The sequence below is a fragment of the Streptomyces sp. TLI_053 genome (genome assembly GCF_900105395.1).
In the GTDB taxonomy this organism is placed as follows: Bacteria; Actinomycetota; Actinomycetes; order Streptomycetales; family Streptomycetaceae; genus Kitasatospora.
In genome coordinates, this window is sequence record NZ_LT629775.1 from 8,035,159 (window position 1) to 8,059,403 (window position 24,245).

The window sequence follows — 24,245 nt, forward strand, 5'->3', positions numbered from 1 at the left end:
CCACCGCCTCGTACAGACAGGAGGACGCGCACCATGCGTGCCGTCACCAGGGCCGAACTGGCCCCCACCACCTACGCCCACGAGATCCGGGCGACCGGACTCCGGGTCCGGGCCGGCCGCAGACGCCTCGCCGTCGACGGGCTCGACCTGTCCCTCGGCACCGGTGTGCACGGTCTGCTCGGCCCCAACGGGGCGGGCAAGACCACCCTCGTCCGGGCCCTGGCCACCGTGCTGCGCCCCGCCGGCGGCGAGCTGGAACTGCTCGGCGAGACCGTCCGCGGGCCGGGCGAGTACCGCGCGCTGCGCCGCCGGATCGGCTACCTGCCGCAGGAGTTCGGCTACTACAAGCGGTTCACCGTGCGCGAGTTCGTCGAGTACATGGCCTGGCTGAAGGAGGTTCCGGCGGCGGAGATCCCGGCCGCCACCCAGCGCGCCGTGGAGCGGGTTGGCCTCGCCGACCGCGCCGACGACCGGATGAAGGCCCTGTCCGGCGGCATGGTGCGGCGGGCGGGCATCGCCCAGGCGATCGTCAACGACCCGGCGGTCCTGCTGCTGGACGAACCGACCGTCGGCCTGGACCCGGCGCAGCTGCTGCGGTTGCGCGAACTGCTCCAGGAACTGGGCACGGAGGCCTGCGTGGTGGTCTCCACCCACCTGGTGGAGGACGTCGCGGCCGCGTGCACCGACGTGCTGCTGCTCGCCGAGGGTCGGCTGGTCTTCCACGGCACCCCGGACGCGCTGGCCGCGGCGGGCGGGCCCGAGCACGAGGGGGACAGTCCACTGGAACGCGGCTACTCGGCCCTGCTGGTCGATCCGGCGCGACGGACGCGAGGTGCCTGGTGAGCCCGGTGAACCTCCCCGCCCGGTCGGCCCGCCGACTCCTGCGCACCGAACTGCGCCGCTCCGTCGCCCCCTGGGCCGGTGCGGCGGTCCTGACGGCCGCGCTCGCGTTCCTCTCCCTCGTCCCCGGGCCGTGGGCCTCGGGCACCACCCGGTGGACGGCGCAGTGGACCTCGATGGCGCTGTGGACCCGTCACCTGCTGGTGTTCCTGTGGCCGCTGGCCCTGGGGCTCGGCGCGCTCCAGGGGCTGCGCGACCACCGCTCGCGGACCGCCGAACTGCTGGCCGGAACCCCGAGGCCGGCCCGGCAACGGGCGCTCGCCCAGGCCGGCCCGATCGTCCTCGCGCTCGTGACCGGGTACGGGCTGCTGCTGCTCGTGGGCGGGGTACGGGTGCTCACCGGCGACACCCGGTTCAGCTCGGCGGGCTGGCTGCCGATCTCGCTGGTCGGGGCGCTCGCGCTCGCCGCCGGGTCGGTGCTGGGCATGGGCGTCGCCCGGGCCCTGCCCTCCGTGCTCACCCCGCCGGTGCTGGCCGTCGGCGGGTTCCTGCTCACCAGCGTGCTCCGGCCGACCACGGACGCGGCGATCCCGACCTCCGCCGTGCCCAACCGGCTCTCGCTGCTCTCCCCGGTCACGGCGCCCGTCCGCGACACGCTGCTCACCGTCGCCGCCCCCGTCCATCTCGGGCAGGCCCTGTGGCTGCTCGGCATGGCGGTGACCGGCCTGGCGCTGCTCGCCGCCGCCACCCGCCGCGCCCGGCTGCTCGCCCTCGCCCCGCTGCTGGCGGGCTGTGCGCTGGCCCTGGCCGTGCTCCCGGCCGCTCCCCGGGACACCTACGTGGTCGACCGGGCCGCGGCCGACCTGGTGTGCGACGGGCCGGTGTGCGTGACGGCGTTGCGGCAGTCGCGGCTCGACGAGCTGGCCGGTACCGGCCGGGAGGCCCTGCGGCTGCTGCGGGACGCGCTCGGCGACCGTGCTCCCACCACGATCGCCGAGGCCAGGGAGCCGCGCGGCCTCGGCGACCCGCCGGAGCGCATGGCGGACTCGGTGCTGCTGGACTTCGACGATCCGGTGATCGGCGACGCCGTCGACGGGCAGCTGACCAGGGCCCTGGTCGCGCAGGGCATCGCGCCGGTCTGCCGGCCGCGCAGCGCCGTCGAGAGCGGCACCGTGGACGACGCCGCCGCCCAGAGTGTCGCCGCGGCCTGGGTGTTCGGGGACCTCCGTCCGCTCGACGGCACCATGCACCGGCCCGGCGACCAACTGGAGCTGGCCGCCCCCGTCTGGGAGCGCTTCCGTGCCCTGCCGGAGGCGGAGCAGCGGCGCCGGATCCTCGCCCTGCACGAGGCCGCGGTCGGCTGCACGGGCGACCCGCTCGCCGCCCTGACGGGGGTGCCGACCCGATGAGGTGGCCGACCCGATGCGGTGCCGAAGCGATGAAGCGGCTGATCCGATGAAGTGGCTTATCCGATGGGGTGGTTGACGCGATGAGGTGGTTGACGCGATGAGGTGGTTGATCCGATGAGGTGGCTGACGCTGTACGCGCGCTCGCGGCAGGTGCCGGCCGCGCTCGCCGCCCTGCTGGCCGGGGCCCTGGCGGTGTCCGCCCTGGCCCGGGCCGTCGGCGGGGCGGACGACCCGCGGCTGTCCGTAGTGGTCCTCGTGGCCGGGGCGACGGCGTTGGCCGTCGGCCTCGCCGGGCCGGACCTCGGGCTGGACCGCACGGCCGCGGTCCGCTGGCCGCCCCGCCGGGCCGCGCACCTGCTCGGCGGCGCGGTGCTCGCGGCGGTGGTGCTGCTGGCGACGCGGGCGGGCACCGGCCTGTCGACCGACCTCGCCCTCGTGGCCCGGGACAGCGCCGGGCTGACCGGGCTGGCCGCGCTCGGCGCGGCCTGGTGCGGCCGCTCCTGCGCGTGGCTGCCGCCGTTCGCGTGGCTCGCGCTCGCCTTCGTCCTCCCGCCCGGGCCGGGGACCCTCGCCCAGGTGCTGACCTGGCCGCTGCTGCCGCCCGGCACGCCCGTCGCCACCTGGGCCGCGCTGGTGGCGGCCGCCGTCGGCACCGCCGTGTACGCCCTCGGCGGGCCGAGGCGCTGATCCGGTGTCGACGGCGGGCCGAAACGTGCTTGCCGTCCGGCCGAGGATCACATTGGGTGGGCGTCATGACCGATCTGCACACCGACCGTCTCCTGATCCGCCGCTGGCGGGAGTCCGATCTCGAACCCTGGGCGGCGATGAACGCCGACCCCGAGGTCCGGCAGCACCTGGGCGAGCCGCTCAGCCGGGCGCGCAGCGACGAGTCCGTGGCGCGCTTCGAGGCCGCCATCGACCGGCGCGGTTACGGCTGGTGGGCGGTCGAGGTCCGGGAGACCGACGAGTTCGTCGGATTCGCCGGACTGGACGACGTCGACTACGAGGCGCCGTTCACCGGTGTGGAGATCGGCTGGCGGCTCGCCCGTTCCGCCTGGGGCCACGGCTACGCCACCGAGGCCGCCCGTGCCGTCCTCGCCTTCGGCTTCGACACCCTGGAGCTCCCGGAGATCCTCGCCGTCACCACCGCGACCAACCTCCGCTCCCAGGCGGTGATGACCCGGCTCGGCATGACCCGCGACCCGGCGTGTGACTTCGACGACCTCGACGCGCCCGAGGGGCCGCTGCGCCCCAATGTCCTCTTCCGGCTGGCCCGGCCGGTCACGTCCTGACCCGCCTGCCGCAGCCTGACCGGCCCGCCGGTCGGGTGACCGGCGGGCCGTGACGGCGCGTCCCCGCGGCGCCGTCAGGAGGAGTCGTCCGTCTGAACCGTCCGTATGAACCGTCCGTTCGAACCGTCAGTACGAGCCCGACTCCAGCTCGGCCACCACGCCCGGCCGGTCCGGCTTCCAGCCGAGCGCGGTGCGGGCGGCGGCGCCGCTGACGCTCTGGTCGAGGGCGAGCGCGTCCGCGAACAGCGGGCCGAACACCTCGGCGGCCTGCGCGACCGGCACGGCCTTCGGGTCGCCGGCCGCACCGGCCGCCCGGCCGGCGGCCCGGGCGATCTCCCGCACCGGGACGGCCGACTCGCCCACGCCGTGCCAGACGGTCCCGGCCCCGGCCCGCTCGACCGCCGCGAGGAACAGCTCGGCCAGGTCGTCGACGTGCACGGTCGGCCAGCGCACGCCCTCCTCGCCGTAGTACTCGGGCGTCCCCTGGGTGCGGGCCCGGTCGACCAGGATCGCGGGGATGCCGCCGCCGCGCCCGTACACGATGCCGGGCCGGACGACGACCGCGCGCACGCCCTCGGCGGCCTCGTCGAGCACCCGCCGCTCGATCCGGGGGCGGTGGCCGACGATGTCGATCGGGTCGACCGGGGCCTCCTCGCCGACCTCCTGGGCCTGCCCGGTGGCGCCGAGCACCCAGACGCCGCTGGTGTAGACGAACGGGCGGCCGGTGCCGCGCAGCGGGGCGGCGAGCGCCTCGACGACGGCGGTGTCGACCTCGGCGTCGCCGCTCGGCGGGGCGAGGTGGATCACGGCCTCGATGTCGGGGGTCACCGCCCCGGCGAGCGAGGCCGGGTCGGCGGTGTCGCCGACCAGCTGGGCGTGCCAGCCGCGGCCGGGCTGCGGCTCGGCGCCGCGGGTGAGCGCGACGACCTGGTGGCCGGCGGTGGTGAGGTGCTCGGTGAGGGCGGAGCCGATGTAGCCCGTGGCACCCGTGAGCAGGACCTTCATGACAATCCCCCTGTGTCGAAGATGTCGAACATTTCGATGTCGAAACTATAGGGAGCCTTGATCCGCGATGTCAAACACTTCCATGTCGAAATGTTAGACTCCGACGCATGACGGACGCGACGGAACAGCAGCCGCAGTACGACGGCGTCGACCGCATCACCGCCCAGTGGCACGCGGTCCGCCCCGACCTCGACACCTCGCCGATGGCCGTGATCGGCCGCCTCTCCCGCGCCTCCCGGCTGCTGGAACGCGGCATCAAGGAGAACCTCGCCGCCCACGGCGTGGAGTCCTGGGAGTTCGACGTCCTGGCCACCCTGCTCCGCTCCGGCCCGCCGAACGTCCTCACCGCCGGCGAACTCAGCGCCGCCGCGATGGTCAGCTCCGCCGCGCTCACCAACCGCATCGACCACCTCGTCGAGAAGGGCCTGGTGGACCGGGCCGTCGACCCCGCCCACCGCCGCCGGGTCCTGATCTCCCTCACCGACACCGGCCGCGACCTCACCGACCGCCTCGTCGAGCACCACCTCGCCGGCGAGGAGCGCCAGCTCGCCGGCCTCACCACCGCCGAACGCGAGCAGCTCACCGACCTGCTCCGCCGTGTCCTCCTCACCCTCGGCGACCACGCCGACGATCCGCACTGAACGCGGGGACGGCCCCGGGGAGCCTTGACTCTCGGGTGGCACGAGACGGCACAGTCGGGGCCGTGGACAGGAGAAACCTGCTGCCGATCGGGCAGTTCTCGCAGGCCGGTGGCCTCTCGGTGACCGCGCTCCGGCACTACGACGCCAGCGGCCGATCGGCAGCTGGGTTCGACCGGCGGTCAGGTGCTCCGGGGCTGTTGCTTCGGGCTGCGGGACGCGGGGAGTGCGCAGGCGGTCGCGGCGGTGAGGGATCCGGCGCAGAGCAGGTAGAGGGCGGCCGTTCGTACGGTCCAGGGCGGTGCGTCGGGGACGGGGCCGAAGGCGGGGCGGACCTCGTGGCGGGGGTCGTAGGTGAAGAGCACCGGGCGGCCGACCTCGAGGCGTTTGTCGCGGGGGTCGGTCTCCAGGGTCCAGCGGGTCCCGTCGGGTGCGCGGGCGGTGAGGTAGTAGCTGCGGCCGGGCAGGGGACCACCGCTGTCGTCGCCCTTGCTCCACCGCCGCTCCACGACGCCGGTGACCGCCACCCCGCGCTCGTGCCTCACCTGCACGTCGGTCCAGCCGGGGGTGACCACGCCGTAGACGGACGCTCCCAGCAGCACAGAGGTCCCGGCGGCCGCCATGACGCCCCGTGGGACGGACTCTCGATCGGAGCAGTAGGAGAGGACTGCGCCGTGGACCACCAGGGCGGCCACTCCGATGACCGTCATGGCCAGATAGAACAGTTCGTCGGCGGTGTACCGGAAGACCGCGGCCGTCACCCACGAGCCGGCCACCACAGCGGCGACCGGAGCCACGGCCGCGATCACGAACCGCCCCAGGGCCTGCAGAGCGGGACGAGCCCGGCGCCCCCACGTACCCCCCATGGCACACAGCGTGCCCCTCGGCGGTTCGGCCGACAAGGCCTCCGACACGAGCGGACCGAACCGGCAGCCGTCACCGCCGCCCACCGGCCCCTGCCCCTTGCGTGGACGCCCGGCCCGCCAACCTCACGCAACCCGGTTACGAACCGGACATCGACTTGCGCATCGCTTTCCGGGAGCCGTCCCGGCGATCGCGGCGAATGCGCAGAATCCTGTCCTTGAGGCTCATCACGATGCCGACGGCGAGGACGAGGTTCGGCAGTAGGGCCGTCAGGCACTGGGTCACCGTGGTGATCGGGAGATGCGCGCGGAAGGATGCGTAGGCACCCACGTCGGGAAGGAGCGCGGCACCCACCAGCCCACTGGTGAAAGCCCTGTTCGGCCAGGGCTTCCGTGGTTCCCGCGCTCCCCACCGCTCGAGCGCGGGCAGCAGACACGCGAGAAGGATCAGTCCCGCCTCGAGTGCGGCCACGGGAAGGGCTGTGAGAAGGTCGACGACCGGCTTCTGCATCCGACCATCGTGTGCGCGGATCTCCGGTCCTGTCCTGAGTACGGGTACTCAGGACAGGACCGGACGGGACCGGCCCTGCCACTGGAACAGCAGGTGGTCGACGCAGAGTTCCTGCCACGCGCCGAAGTAGCGGACCTGCAGACCGGTGACCTGCACCCCGCCGGCCCGTTCGTCCACCCAGTGGAATCCGGCCTCGGTGAGGGCCGTCCGGTAGCGGTCGTCCCACTCGTCGCCGTTCACGAACAGTCCGAGCTGCGAGACGAACAGCTCGCCCGGGTGGTCGGGGTCGTCGAGCTCGTTGTCGTGGAGGATCACGTCGAAGTTGCCGTAGCCGTTGTCGTAGTAGAGCCCGCAGGGCATCGGTTCCCACGGGTTCACCCCGAGGGCGGCGAGCGCCGCCCGGGCCCGGCCGAGCCGTTCGGCGGAGTCGACGGGGGCGGGCGGCTCGGTGCACAGCGCCTCCGCCCGCCAGCGCGGGTCGGTGTACGGGCCGCAGACCGGTGCGTAGGCGTGCACGACGGCCGTCCGGACTTCCTCAGCCAGCCCGGGAACCTCCACCCGGGGGCGTCCCAACCGCTCGTACAGGGCGCGCAGCTCGTCGTGGTCGCCGCTGTCGAGCGCGGCCCGCAGCCGCGCCTCGACCGAACGCGCGGCGCCGTCCTGCGGCCTCTCGGTGGAACCGGCCATCAACCCCGCACCTCCGGACTGTCGACGGGCAGGTCTAGGGTAGGTGGGGATCTTGGTCCCGCACAGGAGGATGCGCACGGATGAGCGGAACGGTCACGGCGGTCAGCAGCAGCGGCGAGTACACCTTCACCAAGCCGAACCGGGCGAGCATCACCCTGGTCGCCGGGCACGGCGTGGCGGGCGACGTGCACGCGGGGGTGACCGTCAAGCACCGCTCCCGCGTCGCGCAGGACCCTACGCAGCCGAATCTTCGGCAAGTCCACCTCATCCACGAGGAGTTGTTCGCCGAGGTGGCCGAGCAGGGGTTCGCGGTGGCGCCCGGCGAGCTGGGCGAGAACGTCACCACGTGCGGGATCGACCTGCTCGGCCTGCCGGTCGGCGCCCTGCTGCGGATCGGCGCCGATGCGGTGGTCGAGGTCACCGGGCTGCGCAACCCGTGCCTGCAGATCGACGCGTTCCGGGACGGCCTGCTGAAGCAGGTCGTGGGCCGCGACGAGGAGGGCAACATCGTCCGCAGGGCCGGGATCATGGGCGTGGTCCGCGCGGGCGGCACGATCCACCCCGGTGACACGGTCGAGGCCGAACTGCCGCCCCCGCCGCACCGCCCGCTCGACCGCGTCTGAGGCTCCCCGGACGGCCGAGGAGCACTGCTCAGCGGACGACCTCCGGCGCCGCCCGGGCGAACGCGGCGTCGCCGGGCGCCAGTGCGTCCGCCGGACCGGCGGCGCGCAGCACCACGTCCAGCACCGCCTCCGGGTCGCAGGCGTAACCACCGCTGGCCCAGGCCGGGTTGGCCTCCACGACCGCCCAGGTGCCGTCGGCGAGGCGGCCGACGTCGACCACGACGGCGCTCGGCAGACCGCCCGCCGCCAGCACGTCCGCCGCGAACGCGAGCGCGTCCGGCGGAACCTCCGGCGACACCGCGAGCCCGCCGTCCGCGGCGTACCGGCTCGCCGCCCGCACCGCGCCGTCCAGGACGAACAGGCGGTACTCGACCGCGAACGCGACGATGTCGCTGACCAGCACCGGGGTGTCGTCGTCCAGGGCGTCCGGGCCGGGCAGTCCGCTGCCGTCGGGGTACACCCGGGCGGCGAACAGCTTGTCGGTGGGCGGCTTGAGGAAGGCGGGCCGACGCAGCCGGCGGGCCTCGGCCAGCGCGACGCAGGTCACCTGACGGGCCGTCAGCTCATGCGGAAGCCCGGCGAGCCAGTCCGCCGGCGGCTCCAGCGGCGCGACATCCAGCGCTCCCGCCGCCACGTCGGCGAACAGCGGCCCGCCGTACAGGTGCGCGGGGCGCAGCCCGGCGAGCTCCGCCGGGACCTCCCAGCGGACGGCGGTGTGCGCCCGCAGCCCGCGCCGACGGGCGTGGGTGAGCAGGTGCAGACCGGTCTCGTTGATCCGGGGTGCGAGCAGCAGGAGCGGGGTCATGGCACGCATCGTGGCCCACCGGCGGCGGCTCCGGCCAGCGGTTTTCCCGCCCGGCCGCGCCCGGTCGCCCGGGGCGGTCCTGCGATTCTTCGCTCCGCGCCAGGACAATCGAAGCCTGGGCGGCGGTCGGCGCCGGCCCGGGAGGGGAGGGTTCCCATGGGGGACGACCAGGACCCGCACGGCAGTCTGCGCCGGATGCTGTGGATCGGCGGCGGCCAGTGGGCGGGCAAGAGCACGATTGCCGAACTCCTGGCGGTGGAGCACGGGTTGACCGTCTACCACTACGACTTCCACGATGCCCGGGGCCACCGGGACCGGTGGATCGCGGAACGGGTGGCCGAGGGGGCTCCGGTGGTGGAGCCGACCGCCGACCGGCGGTGGGTGGAGCGGACGCCGGAGGAGATGGCGGCCGAGACCCTGGCGGGATTCCCGGCCCGGTTCGCCTGGGTGCTGGACGACCTGCGCGCGCTGTTCACCGCCCGGCCCGCGATCGCCGAGGGCTGGGGTCTGCGCCCGGAGGCGGTCGCGCCGCTGCTGGACTCGCCCCGGCGGATGGTCGTGCTCGTCCCCACCGAGGAGTTCCGGCAGCACCAGATCCGGTGCCTGCCGAGGGCGGGAGCGCTCGGTGTCGCGGTCGGCGACCCGGCGCGGGCCCAGGCCAACCGGGTCGCCCGTGACCGCCTGGTGGCGGAGGACGCCGTCCGCGCCGCCCGCCGCCTGGGGATCCCGGTCGTCGAGGTCGACGGCACCCGGGACGCGTCGGCGGTGGCGGCGCTGGTGGGCGAGCAGTTCGCCCCCTACCTGCCGGGGCCGGACTGCCCGCCGGGACAGGCGTGGCCGGGGTCGGCCCGGCCGGGGCCGGCGCGGCCGTCGGGGTCGGCGGCCGCCGTCAGATAGGTGTCCAGGTGGGCGGCCGCGCTCAGCATGGCCAGGCCCCTGACGGTGAGCCGTTCCTGCCAGTCGGCCAGTGCGGCGGAGAGTGCGCCGGTGCCGCCCGCGGTGCGGATCTGGCCGACGACGGCCGCGATGTGCGGCAGTCGGTAGCCGCCGCGCCGCAGCAGGTGGGCGAGTTGTGCGTCGCGGACGTCGACCGGGTGGAAGAGGCGGTGGCCGGTCGCGCGGTCGCGGGCGGGGAGCAGGATGCCGGCCGCCTCCCAGGTGCGCAGGGTGGCCGGGGTGAGCCGGAGGCGGTGCGCCACTTCGCCGATGCTGAGCGGGAACGGGCCGGTGCCGCTCGCGGTCCCACTCCTGTTCCCGGTCCCGGTCCCGGTCCCGCTCCCGGTCCCGGTCCCGCCGGCGTCGTCCCCGGGCGCGGGGCCGTCGGCCTCCGCCAGGTGCTCGACCGCCCCGCGGACCGAGGCGAGCGTCTCCCGGTCGCGGAGCAGTTGGGCATGGCCGTGGTCGAGTGCGGTCAGGGCGTCGTCGGTGCGGCCCGCGTGGACGGCGTTCATGACCGCGCCGGCGGTCGCGTGCCCGTAGGCGCGGACGAGGGCGAGGAAGGTGCGCAGCGCCGCCGCGTGCAGCCCGGTGTAGATCCGGTACCCGGTGGGTGTCCGTTCGGCGGCCGGAAGGAAGCCGTCCTGCTCGTAGTTGCGGACGGCCTGCGCGGAGAGGCCGTGCTCGCGTCCCAGGTCGACCGGGCGCAGTCTCTTCATCGGTTCTGATGGCACTTTGAAACTTTACAGCCGATTCCTCGGGTCGAGAGCAGCAAAGTTTCAACGGGCACATCAAAGATACGCTTGAGGTGGTGAGCGCGGGGCAGGGCAGTGCAGCGGTGAGGGGGAGTGGTGGACATGAGCTGGAACGGCGCCGACCGCATCGTGGCCGCGCTGGTCGGCGGCGAGGACTACCTCCTCGTCGCCGGGGGGCGCGGCCGTCCCGCCGCGCCGGCGGCGCGCTCCTGTACGCCGCCGGTGCCTCCGCACTCCTCGTCGGCGCCGCATCATTCCACCGAATCCGCGCGGACGGACGGGGGCGAACGGCCTCTCAGGTAGGTTAGCCTTACCTAAATTCAGGTGAGAGGAGACGGCCCTGACCAGCACCACCGCCCCCGCGCGATTCCTGCTCTTCCCGCTCGAGGTGGTCCGGACCGCCAGGATCACCCGGCACATGGCCCGCATCACCCTGGGCGGCCCCAGCCTCGCCGGGTTCGTCAACGGCGGGCTCGACCAGCGGGTGAAGCTCCTGCTGCCGCTCCCCGGACAGAGCGAACCCCTGATGCCCGAGGGCGAGGACGACTTCGCCTGGTACCAGCACTGGCGCACGATGGACCCGGCCGTCCGCCCGGTGCTGCGCACCTACACCGTCCGCGCGCAGCGCCACGACCCCGACGAGGTCGACATCGACATCGCCGTCAACGGCGACCACGGCCCCGGCTCCCGCTGGGCGGAGACGGCGGCGCCCGGTGACCGGGTGGTCGTCTGCGGGCCGGCGGTCGAGGAGGCCGGCGGCGTCGAGTTCCGACTGCCCGAAGGGGCGGACTGGGTGCTGCTGGCGGGGGACGAGTCCACCCTGCCCGCCGTGGCCGCGATCCTCGACGAACTGCCCGCCGGCCTGCCGGTCCGGGTGTTCGCCGAGGTCGAGGGGCCGTCGGAGCACGACTACCTCCCCGCCGACCGGCCCGGCACCTCGATCACCTGGCTGCACCGGGGCACGCCGGGCACCCCCGCCCTGCCCGCCGCCGTCCGCGCCGCCGAACTGCCCTCCGGCACGCCGTACGCGTGGATCGCCGGGGAGGCGGCGGCCGTCCGCGAACTCCGCCGCCACCTGGTCGGCGAGCGCGGCTACGACCGGCGCGCCGTCTGCTTCATGGGGTACTGGCGCCTCGGCACCACCGAGGACCAGCGTGCCGACGAACCGGCGGAGTCGGACGCCGACTGACCCCGGCACCCGGTGTCCGGCATCGGGTGCCCGGTGCCCGGCACCGCGCGCCCGGGGGCCCGGCCCCCGGGCGCTCTGCCCGAAAGGGCCGACCTCCGCACGGACCGGAACCGTCCGGTCGGTGCACGAAGTCCTACCGGAGGTGACCTCCGACGTGACCCCTGACCCGCACCCCGCCGAGCCCGCGACCCCCGTCGGCGCCCGGCCCGCGATCCACCGCCGCCGACTGCTGCTCAGCACCGTCGGCGGCCTCGGTGCCCTCGCCGTCCCGGCCGGCGTCCGGTGGTGGGCGGACCGCGTGCCCGTGCGCGGCCCCCGGATCTGGAGCACGGCCGCCACCGGTGGGCGGATGGTCCTCCCCTCGGGGCCGCGCGAGAGCCTCTACGTGTCGGGGTACGACGGCGCCGTCCGGGCCCACGACCCGCACACCGGCACCGTCCGCTGGAGCCGGGCGGTGACCACCGCCGACGCCGCCGACTCCCCGGGCGGCTGGCCGCTCGCCGCCGGGAACGGCACGGTCTGCGTGAACTCCGCGACCGGCGTCCGGGCCCTCGACGCGGCGTCGGGGCAGGTGCGTTGGGAGGTCCCGGTCCCGGACTGGCCGGACCTTCCGGCGGAACAGGGCGTCGTGGTCGTCGGCGACCGCGTCCTGACGGGGTACGGGAACGCCCTCCGCTGTCACGACCTGGCCACCGGCGAGGTCCGCTGGAGCACTCCGGCGAACGTCTCGCCGCTGCCGCTCGTGGCCGGCGACACCGTGTACGTCCCCGGCCGGACGGGCGGACTGTTCGCCTTCGACACGCAGAGCGGTGCGCAGCGCTGGGCGCAGGACGCGGTCGGCCCGGTCGACTTCGCGCCGACCGCGCACCGGGGCGTCCTCCACACGGTGAGCAACGACCCCGCGACGGGAGGGTCGACCGTGCACGCCCTGGACGCGGCCTCGGGCCGGCCGCTGTGGCGGCGCGCGCAGCGCCGCGCCCTGGGCGAACTCGCGGTGGCCGACGGGACGGTGTGCCTGTTGAGCGGCAGCGATCTGACCGCCCTGGACGCGGCCACGGGCGACACCCGTTGGACCGCCACCGTCCCCAGGGGCCTGGGCCGGGGCATGAGCACGGCGGCAGCGGCGGGCGGCGTGGTCTACATCGGGACGAACGACTACCGCGTCTTCGCCCACGACCTCGCCACCGGCCGGCTCCACTGGCGCGACGAACCGGACCGCCTCGCCGCCGACACCGAGTACACCCGGATCGCCCTGGCCGCCGTCGGCCCCGCCGTCTTCCGGGCCGGCCGCACCGGCATCCAGGCCCTCGGCACCCTCCCGGCCGCCTGACGGCGCGACCCGCCCGCACTTGGTCTGCCCCGCGCGTGCACGGGGCAGGCCACCGCCCGCCCGGGGTCGAGCGCACGCATGCGGTCGACCCACTTGTGCGGTGGTGAGGTCGCCCGGCAGCGGTCCTCGGCCGGCGACCGCTGTGCGGCCCGACCCTGCCCGGCCGGCGACCGCTGTGCGGCCCGACCGCCGCCCGGCCCGACCGCTACCCGGCGGAGGACCCCAGGAAGAAGTCCGCCAACGCCGGGGCGACGGCCGCGGGATCCGTCTCGGGCCCGAAGTGGTCCAGCCGGGGGAGCAGCAGCAGCCGGGAGCCGGGCAGCACCTCGTGCACGGCCGCCGCCGCCCGGCCCGCCCCGGTGCTGCGGGCCTTCCGCGCAGGCCGTGGACCGCCACTCCGGACGCCGGCGGCTCAAGGCGGCGCTGTGGCCGCCGAGGATGTCGCGCGGTCTTGCCCGCCATCAGCAGCACGGGCCGGTCGAGCCGTCCGTACTCCCGGAAGGTGCTGTCCCGGGCGGCGATCTCGGCGTGCTCGCGGATCGCGGCGGGCAGCAGCGCGTGCTTCTGCAGCCGCTCGGGCTTCTTGAGGGCGAGCGGGAGGATCAGCCGCAGCAGCCAGCGCGGTGCCTTGCCGCTGGTCCCGGGGTTGACGCCACGGACGAAGGTCAGGAACGCCTCGGCCGGCTTCCCGGCGTCGAGTTCGCGGCGGCAGCGCCCGGCCCAGTCGAAGGGGATGGAGCCGTCGACCGACACACCGGGCTCGTAGACGGCGATCCGCTCGAAGGCGGAGCCGGCCGACGCGGCCTCCAGGGTGAGGAAGCCGCCGAAGCTGTGGCCGAACACGAACCGCGCCCCGGTGGCCGCGCGGACGGCCTCGATGTCCGCGCACTCGGCGGCCGCGCTGTAGGCGTCACTCTGGGGGCCGCTCGTCCCCCGCCCCCGCCGCTCGACGGTGTGCACCGTGAAGCGGTCCGCCAACTCCGCCGCCAGACCGTCGAAGTCGGCCGCGAGCGCGAACGCCCCGGGCACCAGCAGGAGCCCGGGACCGGAGCCGGTGGTGCGGTAGCCGATGGTGGTGCCGTCGGCGGAACGCACCGAGGCCGTGGTGGTGCCCGCTGTGGTGACATGCGTGGCCGTTCTGTCTCCCCCTGGTGGAACGATCACGTGGATCCGTGCACAGTACGCGGCCGCCGGGGAGCGGGGAACGCCGTTCCGAGTGGTGGGAAGAGCCTGTTCGGAGCGCGTGAACGCGCTCGTCGAACGAGGAACGGCCGTCCGGCGGATCGGCTACGAGCCCTGCCGTCGCGGCGGTTCGACGCGGGTGCGGGCGGGGGCGAGCAACTGGTTGAGCAGCGCGGCGCCCTCGGCGGTGTCCAGCGGGACGGGGGCGACGTCGGCCGGCTTCACCAGGGCGGCGGCGTCCTCGTGTTCGTAGAGGATGCAGGAACTGCCGCCCAGGTCCCGCTTGGACGGCCAGTGCAGGCCGAGCGCCTCCGGTGCCCGGCCGCGGATCCAGGCGGCCCAGCGGCGGGTGCGCGGGTACTCGTCCGGGGTGGAGTGGATCAGCCACTCGTCCTGGTGGACGGCCGCGAGCTGGTCCAGCGTCATCAGGCCGACCAGTGTGATGTCGCAGGTGGTCTCGATCCGCGAGAGCACCCGGCCCCGGACCGAGGCGCGCCTGATCCGGCGCCAGCCGCTCTCGTCGAAGGGGATGCTCCGGACCAGCGTCTCCATCACGGCCGTGCGCTGCGAGAACCCCGCGTACAGGTACGGCAGATGGCTGCCGTCGCCCTGGTAGGAGCAGAACCGGCCGCCCTCGTAGTGGCTGTCGGAGGGGTGCGGGTTGAACGAGGTGGCCGGGTAGGCGGCCGGGTGCACCCGGTGCAGCACGGTGCCGGCGGGCAGCACCTCGAGGTGCGGGGTGGCGCGCGCGGCCGGGCCGGGGACCTTCACGTCGGGCATGCGGTCACCACTCCGCGATCTCGGCGCGGGCGGCGGCGAGCAGACCGTGCTCGCCCGGCGTGCCCAGCAGTCGGGCGGGGACGGCGTCCAGCCAGGCGTTGGCGCCGAGCCACCAGTCGGCCACCCCCCACGGGTCGTCGTCGGCGTCGAGCAGGCGGTTGACGGCGACCACGACGGGCAGCGGACGGCCGGAGGCGCCGTCGAACTGGAACGACGGCAGGCGGACGGTGCCCTGGCGGTCGGTCAGCCGGATCAGGTCGGGATCGGCGGGGTCGTGCCCGCCGGACCGGTAGTCGGCGGCGCTGACGGAGTCCGCGGCGAGCAGCCAGTCGTCGGCGTCGTCGGGCGGGGCGGGCAGGGCATCGGCCTCGGGCTCGGCGGGCATCCCGGGCCGCCCGGCGTCCGCCTGCCGCCCGCCGTCCGCCCGCCCGCGAACCAGGCCGAGCACCTGGAGGACGGCGTCACGGTTCGCCGATTCGACCCGGACGGCCCGTGAGTAGCGCACCGAGTCGTCGAGCGCGGCACGCACCGGGTGCCCGTCCGGGAGGGCCGCCAGCACCAGCCGCACGATCCTCCGGGCGGTCCGCTCCGGATCGGCGGACGGCGCGTCCAGCAGCGCCACGACGGTGGCCCTGGCGGACTCGTCGAGATACTCCTGGACCTCGTCCCAGTGCTCGCGCAGGACGTCGAGGACGTCGGTCAGCGCCATCGCCCCTCGCCCTCCACTCCGGTGTCCCGTGTCCGTCGGCCGTGCGCCAATGTAGCGTGCCGGCGCCGCTCGCGGGCGGTGATCCCGGATTCGCAAAGGCGGAACGCCTCTCGCCGATCTGCGGCATGATGGGCCCTCAGCAGCACGTCGGGGGTGGTGCCGGTTCGCGCGCGGTCGAGATGTCCCGTACACGACCCGTACCGGCCCCGGTGCGCGCGGGGGGTGAGAACCGGACCGGTGCCGGCGCCCGGTCGGTGCGCCCCGCAGGTACACGAATCGCGCTCGGAGGGCGGCCGGTGAGCAGTTCCGCGGGATACGGGTGGTCCTATGTCGACCAGGAGGCCGAGCGCCGGCGGCAGTTGCGCGCCCGCCTGGCCGCCGAGGCGCAGCGGGCCGAGAACCTGCGCCGGGCCGAGGCGCGGCGGGCCGAGCTGCGGGCCCGGCTGGGCGAGCTGAACGAGCAGGCCCAGGGGCTGCGCGGGGAGGCCGGGCAGTTGCGGCGCGCGTACCGCACGGCCCGGGTCACGGTGGAGACGGTGACCGTCGGGGTCGGGGCGGACGAGGCCGAGCTGACGCGGGCGGTCGAGCGGGCGCGGGCGGCGAACGCGCGGGCCGCCGTGGAACTGGCCGAGGCGGTGCGGGACGTGTGGTCGGCGGTGCTGCCGGAGGCGGTGGCCGAACCGGAGCGTGCGCGGCCGACCCGCGCCGAGAAGCGCCGCGGTGCCGCGGAAGCGAAGGCGGACGCCGAGGCCGGGGCCGAGGCCGCCGAGCGGGCCCGGGCCGAGCAGGCCGAGCGCGTCGAGCGGGTCCGGGCCGGTGCGCTGGCCGAGGCCCAGGCGGTCCTGGACCGCGACGTGCCCCGCTGCGACCCGGCCGACCTGGAACGGGTGGCGGGCCTGGTCCGCGCCCTCGGGGCCGCCGCCGCCGTCCCCGATGTCCGGGCCACGCTCACCGACCTGGCCGCGCTGGTCCAGCATTCGGTGGCGCGCCGTGCCCGGGACGAGGAGCGGGCCGAACTGCGTTCCGCGCTCTCCGAGTTGGCGCGGGAGGCGGATCCGTCCGAGCGGGACCGGCTGCTCGCCGACCTCGCCGCCGCCGAGGACCCGGCCTTCCTGCGGCCCGCCGTCGAGAAGGCCGTCGCGCGGGCCGACGCCCGCCGCAACCGGGTGCCGGTGGCGGCGGCGCTCGCCGAGGTGCTGCGCGAGCGGGACTACCTGGTCGGCGAGGACTTCGAGGACCTGCTCGCCGCCGAGGGCGAGGTGGTGGTGCCGTTCGGCGACCCGGACCCGGAGCGGACCGGACAGTCCGGTGACGGCCGGGCCGAGGACGGCGGCGAGCCGCCGGCCGCCGGGTACGGGCTGCGCCTGGTGCTGGCCCCGGACCGGGCGACCCTGTCCACGGCGGTGGTCCGCCGGGAGGACGCCGGGACCGGTGACGCCTGGCAGGACGAGGAGCAGGACGAGAGCGTCCAGCAGTGGTTCTGCGAGGAGCAGTTGTCCGCGATCGAGGAGGGCGTCCGGCTCCAGGGCGTGCGGCTGGAGCGGACGTCCGCGATGGCGCCGGGTGCGATGGCCGCGGGCCTCGTCCCCGGCGGGTCGTGGCCGCCGTCCGCCGCGACCCCGCGCCGCCGCCGCGGCAAGCGCGCCGGGACCGGCGCGGCCGCCGCCGTCCGCAAGCCGCAGGAGCGTGGCCGTGAGCGCTGAGCAGCAGGGGAACGGGCCGGACGGCCTGCGCAAGGACGCGCCGCCGCCCGGCTCCGGTGCCACCGAGGCCGACCCCGGCCCCGTGACACCGAGTTGGATCCGCGAGCTGGACATGGCGCTCACCGTCCACCCGCAGGTGCTGCTGACCGGGAACGTCCGGGACCAGTACCTGCTGCCAGACGACCACGCGGCCGGCAGCAGTGCCACCCTCGCGCCGTACAGCCTCGGCGGGGTGATCGAGTCGCTCTGCGCCGCCCGGGGTTACGGCGCGCTCGCCTTCCTCGACCAGGTGCACGAGCGGATCACGCTGCTGCGGCTGAGCGCGACCGTCGACCAGATGCCGGCGGTGCTGCGGGAGTTCGCCGAACAGGACGAGAAGTGGCGGCGCGGCCGGGACGGTCGGGGCGCGGACGGCGGCGACGACGAGGACGAGCCGGAGATGCTGGACCGGCTGCGCGACGCCATGGTGGGTGTCGTGCACCACCCCGGCCCGCCGATCGGCCTGGTCGTGCCCTACTCCGGCCGGCTCGGTTCGCCGCAGGCACCCGTCGTCGGGGAGGCCGCCCGGCTGTTCGCGGCCGCCGAGGAACTGGGCCACACCGCCCGGCCGGTGCAGGGCGCGAGCGCCGTCACCCCGTACAACACGGTGTTCTGGGTGGTGGAACGGCAGGAGGAGCTGCCCCGGGAGTTCGCGGTCGGCAGCCGGGCGCTGCGGGTGATCAGCGTCCCGCAGCCGCCGCACGACCAGCGGCTCGCCGTCGCCCGGCACGTGGTCGGCGGGCTGTCCCGCTACCAGGCGGCGACCGGCGGACCGGCCCTCACCGGGGCCGAGACCGCGGCGGCCGCCAAGGCGCTCGCCGACTCCTCGCACGGCATGGGCAGTTCGGAGGTGATGGCGATCGGCCGGATGGCCCTGGACCGGAACCTGCCGGTGCAGCGGCTGGACGAGGCCGCCCGCCTCTACCGGATCGGCGTGCTCGACAATCCGTGGGCCACCGCCGAACTGCGTGAACGCATCGCCGCGGGCGAGGAGTTCCTCAACGGCAAGGTGATCGGCCAGCCGTACGCGGTGCGCCGCACCCTGGAGATCTTCATGCGCTCGGCGGCCGGGCTGAACGGCGCCCAGGCGTCCAGCTCGCCGAGCCGGCCGCGCGGCACCCTGTTCCTCTCCGGTCCGACCGGTGTCGGAAAGACCGAACTCGCCAAGGGCGTGGCCGAGATGATCCTCGGCAAGGACGCCCGGCCGATCCGTTTCGACATGAGCGAGTTCGCCGAGGAGCACGCCCGGGACCGGCTGATCGGCGCCCCGCCCGGCTTCGTCGGTCACGACGCCGGCGGTGAACTCACCAACGCCGTCCGGGCGAACCCGATGAGCGTGCTGCTCTTCGACGAGATCGACAAGGCGAACCCCCGGCTGTTCGACCTCTTCCTCCAGATCCTGGAGGACGGCCGGCTCACCGACGGCCGGGGCGCCACCGTGTACTTCACCGAGTGCGTGCTGATCTTCACCTCGAACCTCGGCGTCGCGGCCTCCGTGGAGGACGAGTTGCCGAAGGGCGGTGCGGGCGCCGGCGAGGCGGACGGCGCCGCGGGTACGACGGACGGCGCCGCGGGTGCCGTCGCCGACGGTGCCGGGAGCAGCGGCGCCACCGGGACCGCTCCCCGAACCGGCCGGCGCCGACTGAGCCGCCACGACGATCCGACGATCGTCCGCCGGAGCCTGCGGGAAGCCTTCGACATCTTCTTCAACGACACCATCAAGCGGCCCGAACTGCGCAACCGCTTCGGTGACAACTTCATCCCGATGGACTTCATGCAGGAGAAGTGGGTGCCGCAGATCCTCGACAAGGCCATCGCCTCCGTCGCGGGCCGCGTCCTGGAGGCCCACGGCGCCGAGCTGATGCTCGCCGACGACGCGTGGGAGGTGCTGCGGGTCGAGGCGAACAGGCGGCTGGACCACGGTGGCCGGGGGGTGCTGACCGCCGTCGAGTCGGCGCTGGTCAACCCGCTCGCCGGAGAGGTCTTCCGGACCCCGCCCCGGCGGGGCGAGCGGCTCCGGGTGGTCGCGATCGAGGGCGACGGGGACGGCGAGGGCTACCGGCTGGAGGTAGAGCGGTGACAGGGCCGAGCCCGGCCGGTGGTGTCCCGGCCGCCGGCGGCGCCGCAGTCGTTGCCGGCGTCCCGACCGCCGCCGACGTCACGACCGCCGGCGGCGTCGCGGCCCTCGTCGCACAGGTCTACCGGCCGGTGACCTCGCTCGGGCCCGGCCGACGGCTCGGCGTCTGGTTCCAGGGCTGCACGCTGGCCTGCGCCGGATGCATGTCCCGGCACACCTGGACGGCCGCCGGCGGACGGGAGTTGACCGTCGAGCGGTTCGCCGCCCTGTGGCGGTCGGCGCTCGACGACGGCCTCGACGGTCTCACCGTCAGCGGCGGTGAACCGCTGGAGCAGCCGGCCGCCCTCGCCGCGCTGCTCGCCGCCGCCGACGCCGGGCGCCGCCGCGCCGGACGCCCGGCCGACCTGCTGGTGTACACGGGCTGGGAACCGGAGGAACTGGCCGCCGACCCGGCCACCGCCGCCGCGCTGGAGGGCGCGGACGCGGTGATCACCGGCCGCTACCGGGCGGGCCTGCCCACCCGGCTGGCCTGGCGCGGCTCGGCCAACCAGCGGCTGACCACCCGCACGCCGCTCGGGCGGGAGCGGTACGCGCCCTACCTGGACCACCGGCCGGAACGGCCCGAGCTCCAGGTGCGGGTGAGCGAGGGCGAGGTCCGGGTGATCGGGGTGCCGCGCCCCGGTGACCTGGGCCGGATCGAACGGGACCTGGTCCGACGCGGCGTGACCCTCCGGGAGACCTCGTGGCGACCGTGATCTACCGCTGCCCGGTGGGAGCCCCGGGGGAGTGCCCGCCCTCCGCCAACCGGGGGTACTGCCAGGTGCACATGTTCCAGCAACTGGAGCGCTACGAACCGGTGGAGGACGCCCCGCCGGTCGACGCCCCGCCGACCGATGCTCCGCCGGCCGGGGCTCCGGCTCGTCCCGGCCCCGGGCCGGGCACCGATCCGGAGGCGGTGACCCGGCCGGCGCGCCCGGCCGAGCCGCGGCGTGCTCCCGGCCCGCGACCGCACCAGGGGCAGCAGCAGGGGCGGCAGCCGCGCCCCGCCCGGCCGCCGGTGGTCCGGCTGGCCCTGGTCGTCGCCGGGGTGCTGCTGCCGGTCGCCGCCGAACACCGGCGCGGCGGCGGCGGACTGGCGATCGGCCGCGACGAGCCCGACTGCGCGGCGATCCCCGGCCTGGCCGGCCTCGACCAGCTCTCCCGGCACCACGCCCGGCTGCGCTGGATCGACGGCGCGCTGTACGTGGAGGACCTGCGGTCGACCAACGGCACCTTCGTCGACGGCCGCCGGATCGAGGGACCGACCCGGATCGGACCGGGGCACCGGTTGAGGTTCGCGCTGGACCTGGACGTCCAGGTGGTCGAGATCGACGAGTTCGGCGCGCCCCGGTGAGCCGGGGCCGTGAGGAGGAGAACGGCGCGATGGCCGAGACACCGCCGGAGCCCGGCCCGCCCACCCGCGTCCAGCGGCCCGGCCGGGCCAAGGGGCAGGGGCAGGCGCAGAGCCAGGCGCAGGGGCAGGAACCGCCGTCGGACGGGACCGGTGGCGCCGCCACGGAGAGTCCGCGCACGCGGGTGCAGCGTCCGAAGGCCGAGCCCGGTGCCGCCGAGAGTCCGCGCACCCGGGTGCAGCGTCCGAAGGCCGAGCCCGGTGCCGCCGAGAGTCCGCGCACCCGGGTGCAGCGTCCGAGGACCGACCCCGGCGGTCCCGCCGCGTCGGGCACCGTTCCCGGCGCGCGCACCCGCGTCCAGCGCCCGGGCGGCCCGGTCCCGCCCAGCACCCCGGCCGAACCGTCGCCCGCCGTTACTCCGCCCACCGCCACCCCGCCGTCCACCGTCCCGCCCGCCGGTCCCGGCGACTTCCCCGCCGCCCTCACCGACCGCTACCACCCCGTCGGCCGGGTCGGCTCCGGCAGCGAGGGCACCGTCTGGCACGCCCGCCGCGCCGACGCCCGTGGCGGCGGCGGAGGACGCGGCAGCGGCGCCGACAGGAAGAGCCGCGGGACCGGCGCCAGCAGCGGGGCGACCGGCGCCGACGCGGCCGTGAAGGTCGGCAACCCGGGTGTGCGGGCGGACACCGAACTCCTCGCCCACCTCGCCGGCGACCCGCTGTTCCGCCGCCACGTCCCCGAGATCCTCGGCCACGGCCAGGTCGAGCACGCGGGCGCGCTCTGCGACTGGCTGGCGATGGAGTACCTCCCCCTCACCCTCGCCGACCACGTGGCCGCGCTGCGCTCGCAGGGCCGTCTCGGCCGTCGCGGCGAGACCGAGCGGATCGTCCGCGAACTCGTCGACCTGCTGGAGTTCTGGCAGGTGACGATCAAGCGCAACCCGGTCGACTTCAAGCCCGCCAACATCCTGGTCCGCCGGGGCGGCCGGAACGGCGGCTCCGCCGACGAGTTCGTGGTGGCCGACTTCGGCGGCGTCGCCAAGCTCACCGCGAGCCGTCGCTTCTCCACCGACATGCAGGTCACCGTCGCCTACATGGCACCGGAACAACTGGCGGGGAGCAACGACCCGGCCGGGCCGTGGTGGGCGCTCGGCACCATCCTCTACGAGGTGTTCACGGGCGCGAGCCGCTACCGGCGCGCGGACGGCGGCCTGGTCAGCGACGAGGCCCTGCAGTTCCGGCTGGTGATGGACGACGAGGTGGACCTCACCGCCGTTCCCGGGGAGCGCCACCGGCTGTTGCTCCAGGGCCTGTTCACCAAGGACCCGGCCGACCGGTGGACGGCGCCGCAGGTCCGGGCCTGGCTGAAGGGGGAGAGCCCGGAGGTGGTCCGCAGCCGGGTCGTCCAGCCGCCGCCCGGACCGACCCCGCCGGCCGGGCCCAAGCACCGTCCGATCGCCTTCCGGGGCGAGGACTTCCGCGAACCGGCGGCGCTCGCCGAGGCGTTGCTCAAGCGCTCGGCGGACGCGGCGGCCTGGCTGGTGAGCGGTGGCGCGCGGCGGCTGCGCGACTGGCTCCGGGACGAGGTCAAGGACACCGTCCTCGATCTGCACTACCTCGAGGACGTCGAACGCGGCACCTCCACCGGGAAGTCGGCGGCGGCGTCCCGGGCCGTGCTGGCCCTCGGTGCCGCGTTCACCCCCGAGGCGGTCCCGTACGCGCGGGACCGCCGGGTGGACGCGGTCGGGCTGGTGGAACTGGCCGAGCGGCCGGACGCGTTGACCGTGGTCGACGAGCTGGTCGCGGCCGGGCTGCTCGGGCTCGCCGCGCGCTTCCACTGCGGCCACCAGGCCTGCCCGGAGCGGGCGTGCGCCCGGCTGCTCGGGCTCACCGAGGCGGCCGCCGTGCTGAACCGGGTCGAACGCGAGGCCCGCACCCTCGGCGGCCGCAACGGCAACCCCCACGGCACTTCCGACGGCGACGGCCGCCTCACCGCCGCCGAACGCAAGGCCGCCCGCCGCTGGATCCTGCTGCTCACCCTGCAACCGGACGGGCAGCGGCGCGCCCTGGTCCGCCGTCTCTCCGCCCTGCCCGGCCCGCTGGGCGCCCTGCCTGCGCCGGTCCACTCGACCGTGACCGCGGTCGCCGACGGGGCGGGCGCGGTGGCGGCACGGGTGCGCGGCGGCGGCCGGGAGCGGTTCCGCCGCAACTGGGCGGAGCTGCGCCGCCGGGCGCTCACCGCCGACCCGGCGACGGCCGACGGCCGGGGCGTGCTCGCGGCGGCGGCCGTGCTCCAGGTGCGGAGCGTCCGTTCCGGCGGCGCGCGCCGGGGCCGGAACCGGGGGGCGTGGAAGGCGGACCTGCGCGCCTGGTGGAGCGGCGCCCAGGGCGCGCTGCCCCGGCGCGCGGTCGCCGGCGTGCTGCTGTTCCTCTGCCTCGCCCTCACCCTCTGGGCGGGCGCGGTCTGGCGGATGTCCGTCGACGCCGGGGTGGGCGGGGCCGTGGCCCCCGGCGGCGCGTTCGGCGGCCCGCTGCGGACGGCGGGGGAGGCCGCCGCGCGCGCGACGGCCGGTCAGCTCGGCGCCGCCCTGGTCGCCGCCGTCGCGGTGGCCGCGTTCCCGGCCAGGATCGGGCGCCGGATCCTCTTCCTCGCCGCCGTCGCCTCCTTCGCCATCGGCTATCTGCACCTCGGGCCCCCGATGACCGTGCTGCGGCCGCCGCAAGCGGTGATCGACCGGGTGGTCGTGTTCGAGGGCGGCACGGCGAGCTGGGCCGGTGTGGCCGCGACGGTGACGCCCGTGCTGGTGCTGTTCGTCAACGGCCGCTCGGTGCGCTGGCTGCTCACCCCGGCGCACGAGGCCGCGGGACGGGCGGCCGGAGACCGCCGCAACCTCACCGCCCGCCGCCGCGCCCGGGGCAACGGCACCGCGGCGGGCCGGAGCTGGCGGCCCGGCCGGGACGGCCACCGGGACCGGCTCCTGTTCTGGCTCGGCGGGACGCTGGTGCTCACCCTGGTGCTCTGGGCGGCGGTCGAGGTCCGGCTGGCGGTGGTCCACCGTGACCACCACCCGAGCCCGGAGTCCTGGGGAACCGGCCAGGTCGGCGCGGCCTACCAGGCCGACTACCTCCTCCTGCTGGCCTTCCTCGCCCTCGTCGCCTCGGCGGTCGTCCCGGGCGCGGCCCGCCGCCTGCTGGCGGTCTCGGCGGTCGGCACGGCCGTCCTCGGCGCCTGGCCCCCGCCGCTCGGCCCGTTGGAGGCGCTGCGCATCCCCGTCCTGGGTCCGTGGTTCCGCTCGCTCGCCGAGGTCTGGGGCCACGCGTCCTTCTGGGCGGCGGTCCTGGTGATGCTCCCGCTCGCGTGCTACCTGGCCGTCTGGACCTCCCGCCGGATCGGCGATTAGGAAGTCGGCCGGTCCGACTTCCCGCGCCGGCCCTGTGCCGGTGCCCCGCCCGGGCCATGGGTCCCGGGCGGGGCACCGGCA

General features: G+C 75.8%; 23 protein-coding genes and 1 pseudogene. 14 read left to right on the forward strand and 10 right to left on the reverse strand.

Translation table 11 applies throughout. The features are described 5' to 3' along the window. Nucleotides 1-33 precede the first annotated feature (33 nt). The 4 genes from BLU95_RS33480 to BLU95_RS33495 all read left to right on the forward strand — a co-directional run bounded on the left by BLU95_RS33480 (nucleotide 34) and on the right by BLU95_RS33495 (nucleotide 3,541). Nucleotides 34-843, forward strand: coding sequence for an ATP-binding cassette domain-containing protein (locus BLU95_RS33480; RefSeq protein ID WP_093863275.1), 810 nt, complete (start codon nucleotides 34-36; stop codon nucleotides 841-843). Beyond that, nucleotides 840-2,249 (forward strand): hypothetical protein, encoded by a 1,410-nt coding sequence (locus BLU95_RS33485; RefSeq protein WP_231978010.1) that lies wholly within the window; start codon nucleotides 840-842, stop codon nucleotides 2,247-2,249. Before BLU95_RS33480 ends, BLU95_RS33485 begins: the two co-directional genes overlap by 4 nt. A gap of 114 nt (nucleotides 2,250-2,363) precedes the next feature. Next, on the forward strand, nucleotides 2,364-2,936 hold the full coding sequence (locus BLU95_RS33490; protein ID WP_093863276.1) for a hypothetical protein: 573 nt from the start codon (nucleotides 2,364-2,366) through the stop codon (nucleotides 2,934-2,936). Between the two features lie 65 nt (nucleotides 2,937-3,001). Continuing rightward, nucleotides 3,002-3,541 carry a GNAT family N-acetyltransferase gene (locus BLU95_RS33495; protein ID WP_093863277.1) on the forward strand — a complete coding sequence of 180 codons (540 nt, stop codon included), beginning with the start codon at nucleotides 3,002-3,004 and terminating at the stop codon, nucleotides 3,539-3,541. 126 nt (nucleotides 3,542-3,667) lie between these two features. On the opposite strand, the gene BLU95_RS33500 is transcribed toward BLU95_RS33495, so the two are convergent. After that, entirely contained in the window at nucleotides 3,668-4,546 is an 879-nt protein-coding gene (locus tag BLU95_RS33500) for an NAD-dependent epimerase/dehydratase family protein (protein WP_093863278.1), read from the reverse strand. 107 nt (nucleotides 4,547-4,653) lie between these two features. Here BLU95_RS33500 and BLU95_RS33505 point away from each other — a divergent pair, with 107 nt between their 5' ends. Next, entirely contained in the window at nucleotides 4,654-5,187 is a 534-nt protein-coding gene (locus BLU95_RS33505) for a MarR family winged helix-turn-helix transcriptional regulator (protein WP_093863279.1), read from the forward strand. A 179-nt stretch (nucleotides 5,188-5,366) separates the two neighbouring features. Here the strand turns inward: BLU95_RS33505 and BLU95_RS33510 are convergent, their stop codons facing one another. From BLU95_RS33510 to BLU95_RS33520, 3 genes are all read right to left on the reverse strand, one after another. Beyond that, nucleotides 5,367-6,050 carry a hypothetical protein gene (locus BLU95_RS33510; RefSeq protein WP_159425091.1) on the reverse strand — a complete coding sequence of 228 codons (684 nt, stop codon included), beginning with the start codon at nucleotides 6,048-6,050 and terminating at the stop codon, nucleotides 5,367-5,369. Between the two features lie 136 nt (nucleotides 6,051-6,186). Beyond that, nucleotides 6,187-6,558: a hypothetical protein gene (locus BLU95_RS33515; RefSeq protein ID WP_093863281.1), complete on the reverse strand. Its 372-nt coding sequence runs from the start codon at nucleotides 6,556-6,558 to the stop codon at nucleotides 6,187-6,189. A gap of 48 nt (nucleotides 6,559-6,606) precedes the next feature. Beyond that, entirely contained in the window at nucleotides 6,607-7,245 is a 639-nt protein-coding gene (locus tag BLU95_RS33520) for a hypothetical protein (RefSeq protein ID WP_093863282.1), read from the reverse strand. Between the two features lie 80 nt (nucleotides 7,246-7,325). Here BLU95_RS33520 and BLU95_RS33525 point away from each other — a divergent pair, with 80 nt between their 5' ends. After that, complete coding sequence (locus BLU95_RS33525) at nucleotides 7,326-7,868, forward strand: MOSC domain-containing protein (RefSeq protein ID WP_093863283.1); 543 nt, start codon at nucleotides 7,326-7,328, stop codon at nucleotides 7,866-7,868. A 28-nt stretch (nucleotides 7,869-7,896) separates the two neighbouring features. Here BLU95_RS33525 and BLU95_RS33530 read toward each other — a convergent pair whose 3' ends face one another. After that, nucleotides 7,897-8,682, reverse strand: coding sequence for an ATP-grasp domain-containing protein (locus tag BLU95_RS33530; RefSeq protein ID WP_502689757.1), 786 nt, complete (start codon nucleotides 8,680-8,682; stop codon nucleotides 7,897-7,899). A 147-nt stretch (nucleotides 8,683-8,829) separates the two neighbouring features. Here BLU95_RS33530 and BLU95_RS33535 point away from each other — a divergent pair, with 147 nt between their 5' ends. Next, nucleotides 8,830-9,570: a hypothetical protein gene (locus tag BLU95_RS33535; protein WP_231978011.1), complete on the forward strand. Its 741-nt coding sequence runs from the start codon at nucleotides 8,830-8,832 to the stop codon at nucleotides 9,568-9,570. Here the strand turns inward: BLU95_RS33535 and BLU95_RS33540 are convergent. Beyond that, entirely contained in the window at nucleotides 9,471-10,328 is an 858-nt protein-coding gene (locus tag BLU95_RS33540) for a TioE family transcriptional regulator (RefSeq protein ID WP_093863285.1), read from the reverse strand. The two genes, BLU95_RS33535 and BLU95_RS33540, sit on opposite strands and share 100 nt — an antisense overlap. A 424-nt stretch (nucleotides 10,329-10,752) precedes the next feature. Here BLU95_RS33540 and BLU95_RS33550 point away from each other — a divergent pair, with 424 nt between their 5' ends. Both BLU95_RS33550 and BLU95_RS33555 read left to right on the forward strand, forming a co-directional pair. Further along, entirely contained in the window at nucleotides 10,753-11,553 is an 801-nt protein-coding gene (locus BLU95_RS33550; RefSeq protein ID WP_353653520.1) for a siderophore-interacting protein, read from the forward strand. Between the two features lie 154 nt (nucleotides 11,554-11,707). Beyond that, nucleotides 11,708-12,883, forward strand: coding sequence for an outer membrane protein assembly factor BamB family protein (locus BLU95_RS33555; RefSeq protein ID WP_159425092.1), 1,176 nt, complete (start codon nucleotides 11,708-11,710; stop codon nucleotides 12,881-12,883). Between the two features lie 205 nt (nucleotides 12,884-13,088). On the opposite strand, the gene BLU95_RS45290 is transcribed toward BLU95_RS33555, so the two are convergent. The 4 genes and pseudogenes from BLU95_RS45290 to BLU95_RS33570 form a co-directional block, all read right to left on the reverse strand. Next, nucleotides 13,089-13,217: an alpha/beta fold hydrolase gene (locus tag BLU95_RS45290; RefSeq protein ID WP_286158597.1), complete on the reverse strand. Its 129-nt coding sequence runs from the start codon at nucleotides 13,215-13,217 to the stop codon at nucleotides 13,089-13,091. An 83-nt stretch (nucleotides 13,218-13,300) separates the two neighbouring features. Continuing rightward, nucleotides 13,301-14,047: pseudogene (locus BLU95_RS45670) on the reverse strand (alpha/beta hydrolase); the annotation flags it as partial. A gap of 123 nt (nucleotides 14,048-14,170) precedes the next feature. Beyond that, complete coding sequence (locus BLU95_RS33565) at nucleotides 14,171-14,845, reverse strand: RES family NAD+ phosphorylase (RefSeq protein ID WP_093863289.1); 675 nt, start codon at nucleotides 14,843-14,845, stop codon at nucleotides 14,171-14,173. A gap of 4 nt (nucleotides 14,846-14,849) precedes the next feature. Then, a complete protein-coding gene (locus BLU95_RS33570) occupies nucleotides 14,850-15,554 on the reverse strand; it encodes a hypothetical protein (RefSeq protein ID WP_093863290.1) in 705 nt (234 codons plus the stop codon). A gap of 296 nt (nucleotides 15,555-15,850) precedes the next feature. On the opposite strand from BLU95_RS33570, the gene BLU95_RS33575 reads away from it, so the two are divergent. From BLU95_RS33575 to BLU95_RS33595, 5 genes are read left to right on the forward strand one after another with little or no spacing between them, the layout of a single operon-like run. Beyond that, nucleotides 15,851-17,257, forward strand: a complete 1,407-nt coding sequence (locus BLU95_RS33575; protein WP_159425093.1) for a coiled-coil domain-containing protein — start codon at nucleotides 15,851-15,853, stop codon at nucleotides 17,255-17,257. After that, nucleotides 17,247-19,376, forward strand: coding sequence for an AAA family ATPase (locus tag BLU95_RS33580; protein WP_231978013.1), 2,130 nt, complete (start codon nucleotides 17,247-17,249; stop codon nucleotides 19,374-19,376). Before BLU95_RS33575 ends, BLU95_RS33580 begins: the two co-directional genes overlap by 11 nt. Further along, nucleotides 19,373-20,128, forward strand: coding sequence for a 4Fe-4S cluster-binding domain-containing protein (locus tag BLU95_RS33585; protein WP_093863292.1), 756 nt, complete (start codon nucleotides 19,373-19,375; stop codon nucleotides 20,126-20,128). Before BLU95_RS33580 ends, BLU95_RS33585 begins: the two co-directional genes overlap by 4 nt. Next, nucleotides 20,116-20,766 carry an FHA domain-containing protein gene (locus BLU95_RS33590; RefSeq protein ID WP_093863293.1) on the forward strand — a complete coding sequence of 217 codons (651 nt, stop codon included), beginning with the start codon at nucleotides 20,116-20,118 and terminating at the stop codon, nucleotides 20,764-20,766. The genes BLU95_RS33585 and BLU95_RS33590 overlap by 13 nt, the downstream gene beginning before the upstream one ends. A 29-nt stretch (nucleotides 20,767-20,795) precedes the next feature. Further along, nucleotides 20,796-24,164 carry a protein kinase domain-containing protein gene (locus tag BLU95_RS33595; protein ID WP_093863294.1) on the forward strand — a complete coding sequence of 1,123 codons (3,369 nt, stop codon included), beginning with the start codon at nucleotides 20,796-20,798 and terminating at the stop codon, nucleotides 24,162-24,164. Nucleotides 24,165-24,245 lie beyond the last annotated feature (81 nt).

What these genes read in the sequence shown, in the direction of transcription:
- BLU95_RS33565 (WP_093863289.1), bottom strand. Translation starts at nt 14,845, where the DNA reads ATGCCCGACGTGAAGGTCCCCGGCCCGGCCGCGCGCGCCACCCCGCAC.
- BLU95_RS33525 (WP_093863283.1), top strand. Translation starts at nt 7,326, where the DNA reads ATGAGCGGAACGGTCACGGCGGTCAGCAGCAGCGGCGAGTACACCTTC.
- BLU95_RS33490 (WP_093863276.1), top strand. Translation starts at nt 2,364, where the DNA reads ATGAGGTGGCTGACGCTGTACGCGCGCTCGCGGCAGGTGCCGGCCGCG.
- BLU95_RS33495 (WP_093863277.1), top strand. Translation starts at nt 3,002, where the DNA reads ATGACCGATCTGCACACCGACCGTCTCCTGATCCGCCGCTGGCGGGAG.
- BLU95_RS33540 (WP_093863285.1), bottom strand. Translation starts at nt 10,328, where the DNA reads ATGAAGAGACTGCGCCCGGTCGACCTGGGACGCGAGCACGGCCTCTCC.
- BLU95_RS33595 (WP_093863294.1), top strand. Translation starts at nt 20,796, where the DNA reads ATGGCCGAGACACCGCCGGAGCCCGGCCCGCCCACCCGCGTCCAGCGG.
- BLU95_RS33535 (WP_231978011.1), top strand. Translation starts at nt 8,830, where the DNA reads ATGGGGGACGACCAGGACCCGCACGGCAGTCTGCGCCGGATGCTGTGG.
- BLU95_RS33480 (WP_093863275.1), top strand. Translation starts at nt 34, where the DNA reads ATGCGTGCCGTCACCAGGGCCGAACTGGCCCCCACCACCTACGCCCAC.
- BLU95_RS33515 (WP_093863281.1), bottom strand. Translation starts at nt 6,558, where the DNA reads ATGCAGAAGCCGGTCGTCGACCTTCTCACAGCCCTTCCCGTGGCCGCA.
- BLU95_RS33520 (WP_093863282.1), bottom strand. Translation starts at nt 7,245, where the DNA reads ATGGCCGGTTCCACCGAGAGGCCGCAGGACGGCGCCGCGCGTTCGGTC.
- BLU95_RS33505 (WP_093863279.1), top strand. Translation starts at nt 4,654, where the DNA reads ATGACGGACGCGACGGAACAGCAGCCGCAGTACGACGGCGTCGACCGC.
- BLU95_RS33510 (WP_159425091.1), bottom strand. Translation starts at nt 6,050, where the DNA reads ATGGGGGGTACGTGGGGGCGCCGGGCTCGTCCCGCTCTGCAGGCCCTG.
- BLU95_RS33500 (WP_093863278.1), bottom strand. Translation starts at nt 4,546, where the DNA reads ATGAAGGTCCTGCTCACGGGTGCCACGGGCTACATCGGCTCCGCCCTC.
- BLU95_RS33570 (WP_093863290.1), bottom strand. Translation starts at nt 15,554, where the DNA reads ATGGCGCTGACCGACGTCCTCGACGTCCTGCGCGAGCACTGGGACGAG.
- BLU95_RS33530 (WP_502689757.1), bottom strand. Translation starts at nt 8,682, where the DNA reads ATGCGTGCCATGACCCCGCTCCTGCTGCTCGCACCCCGGATCAACGAG.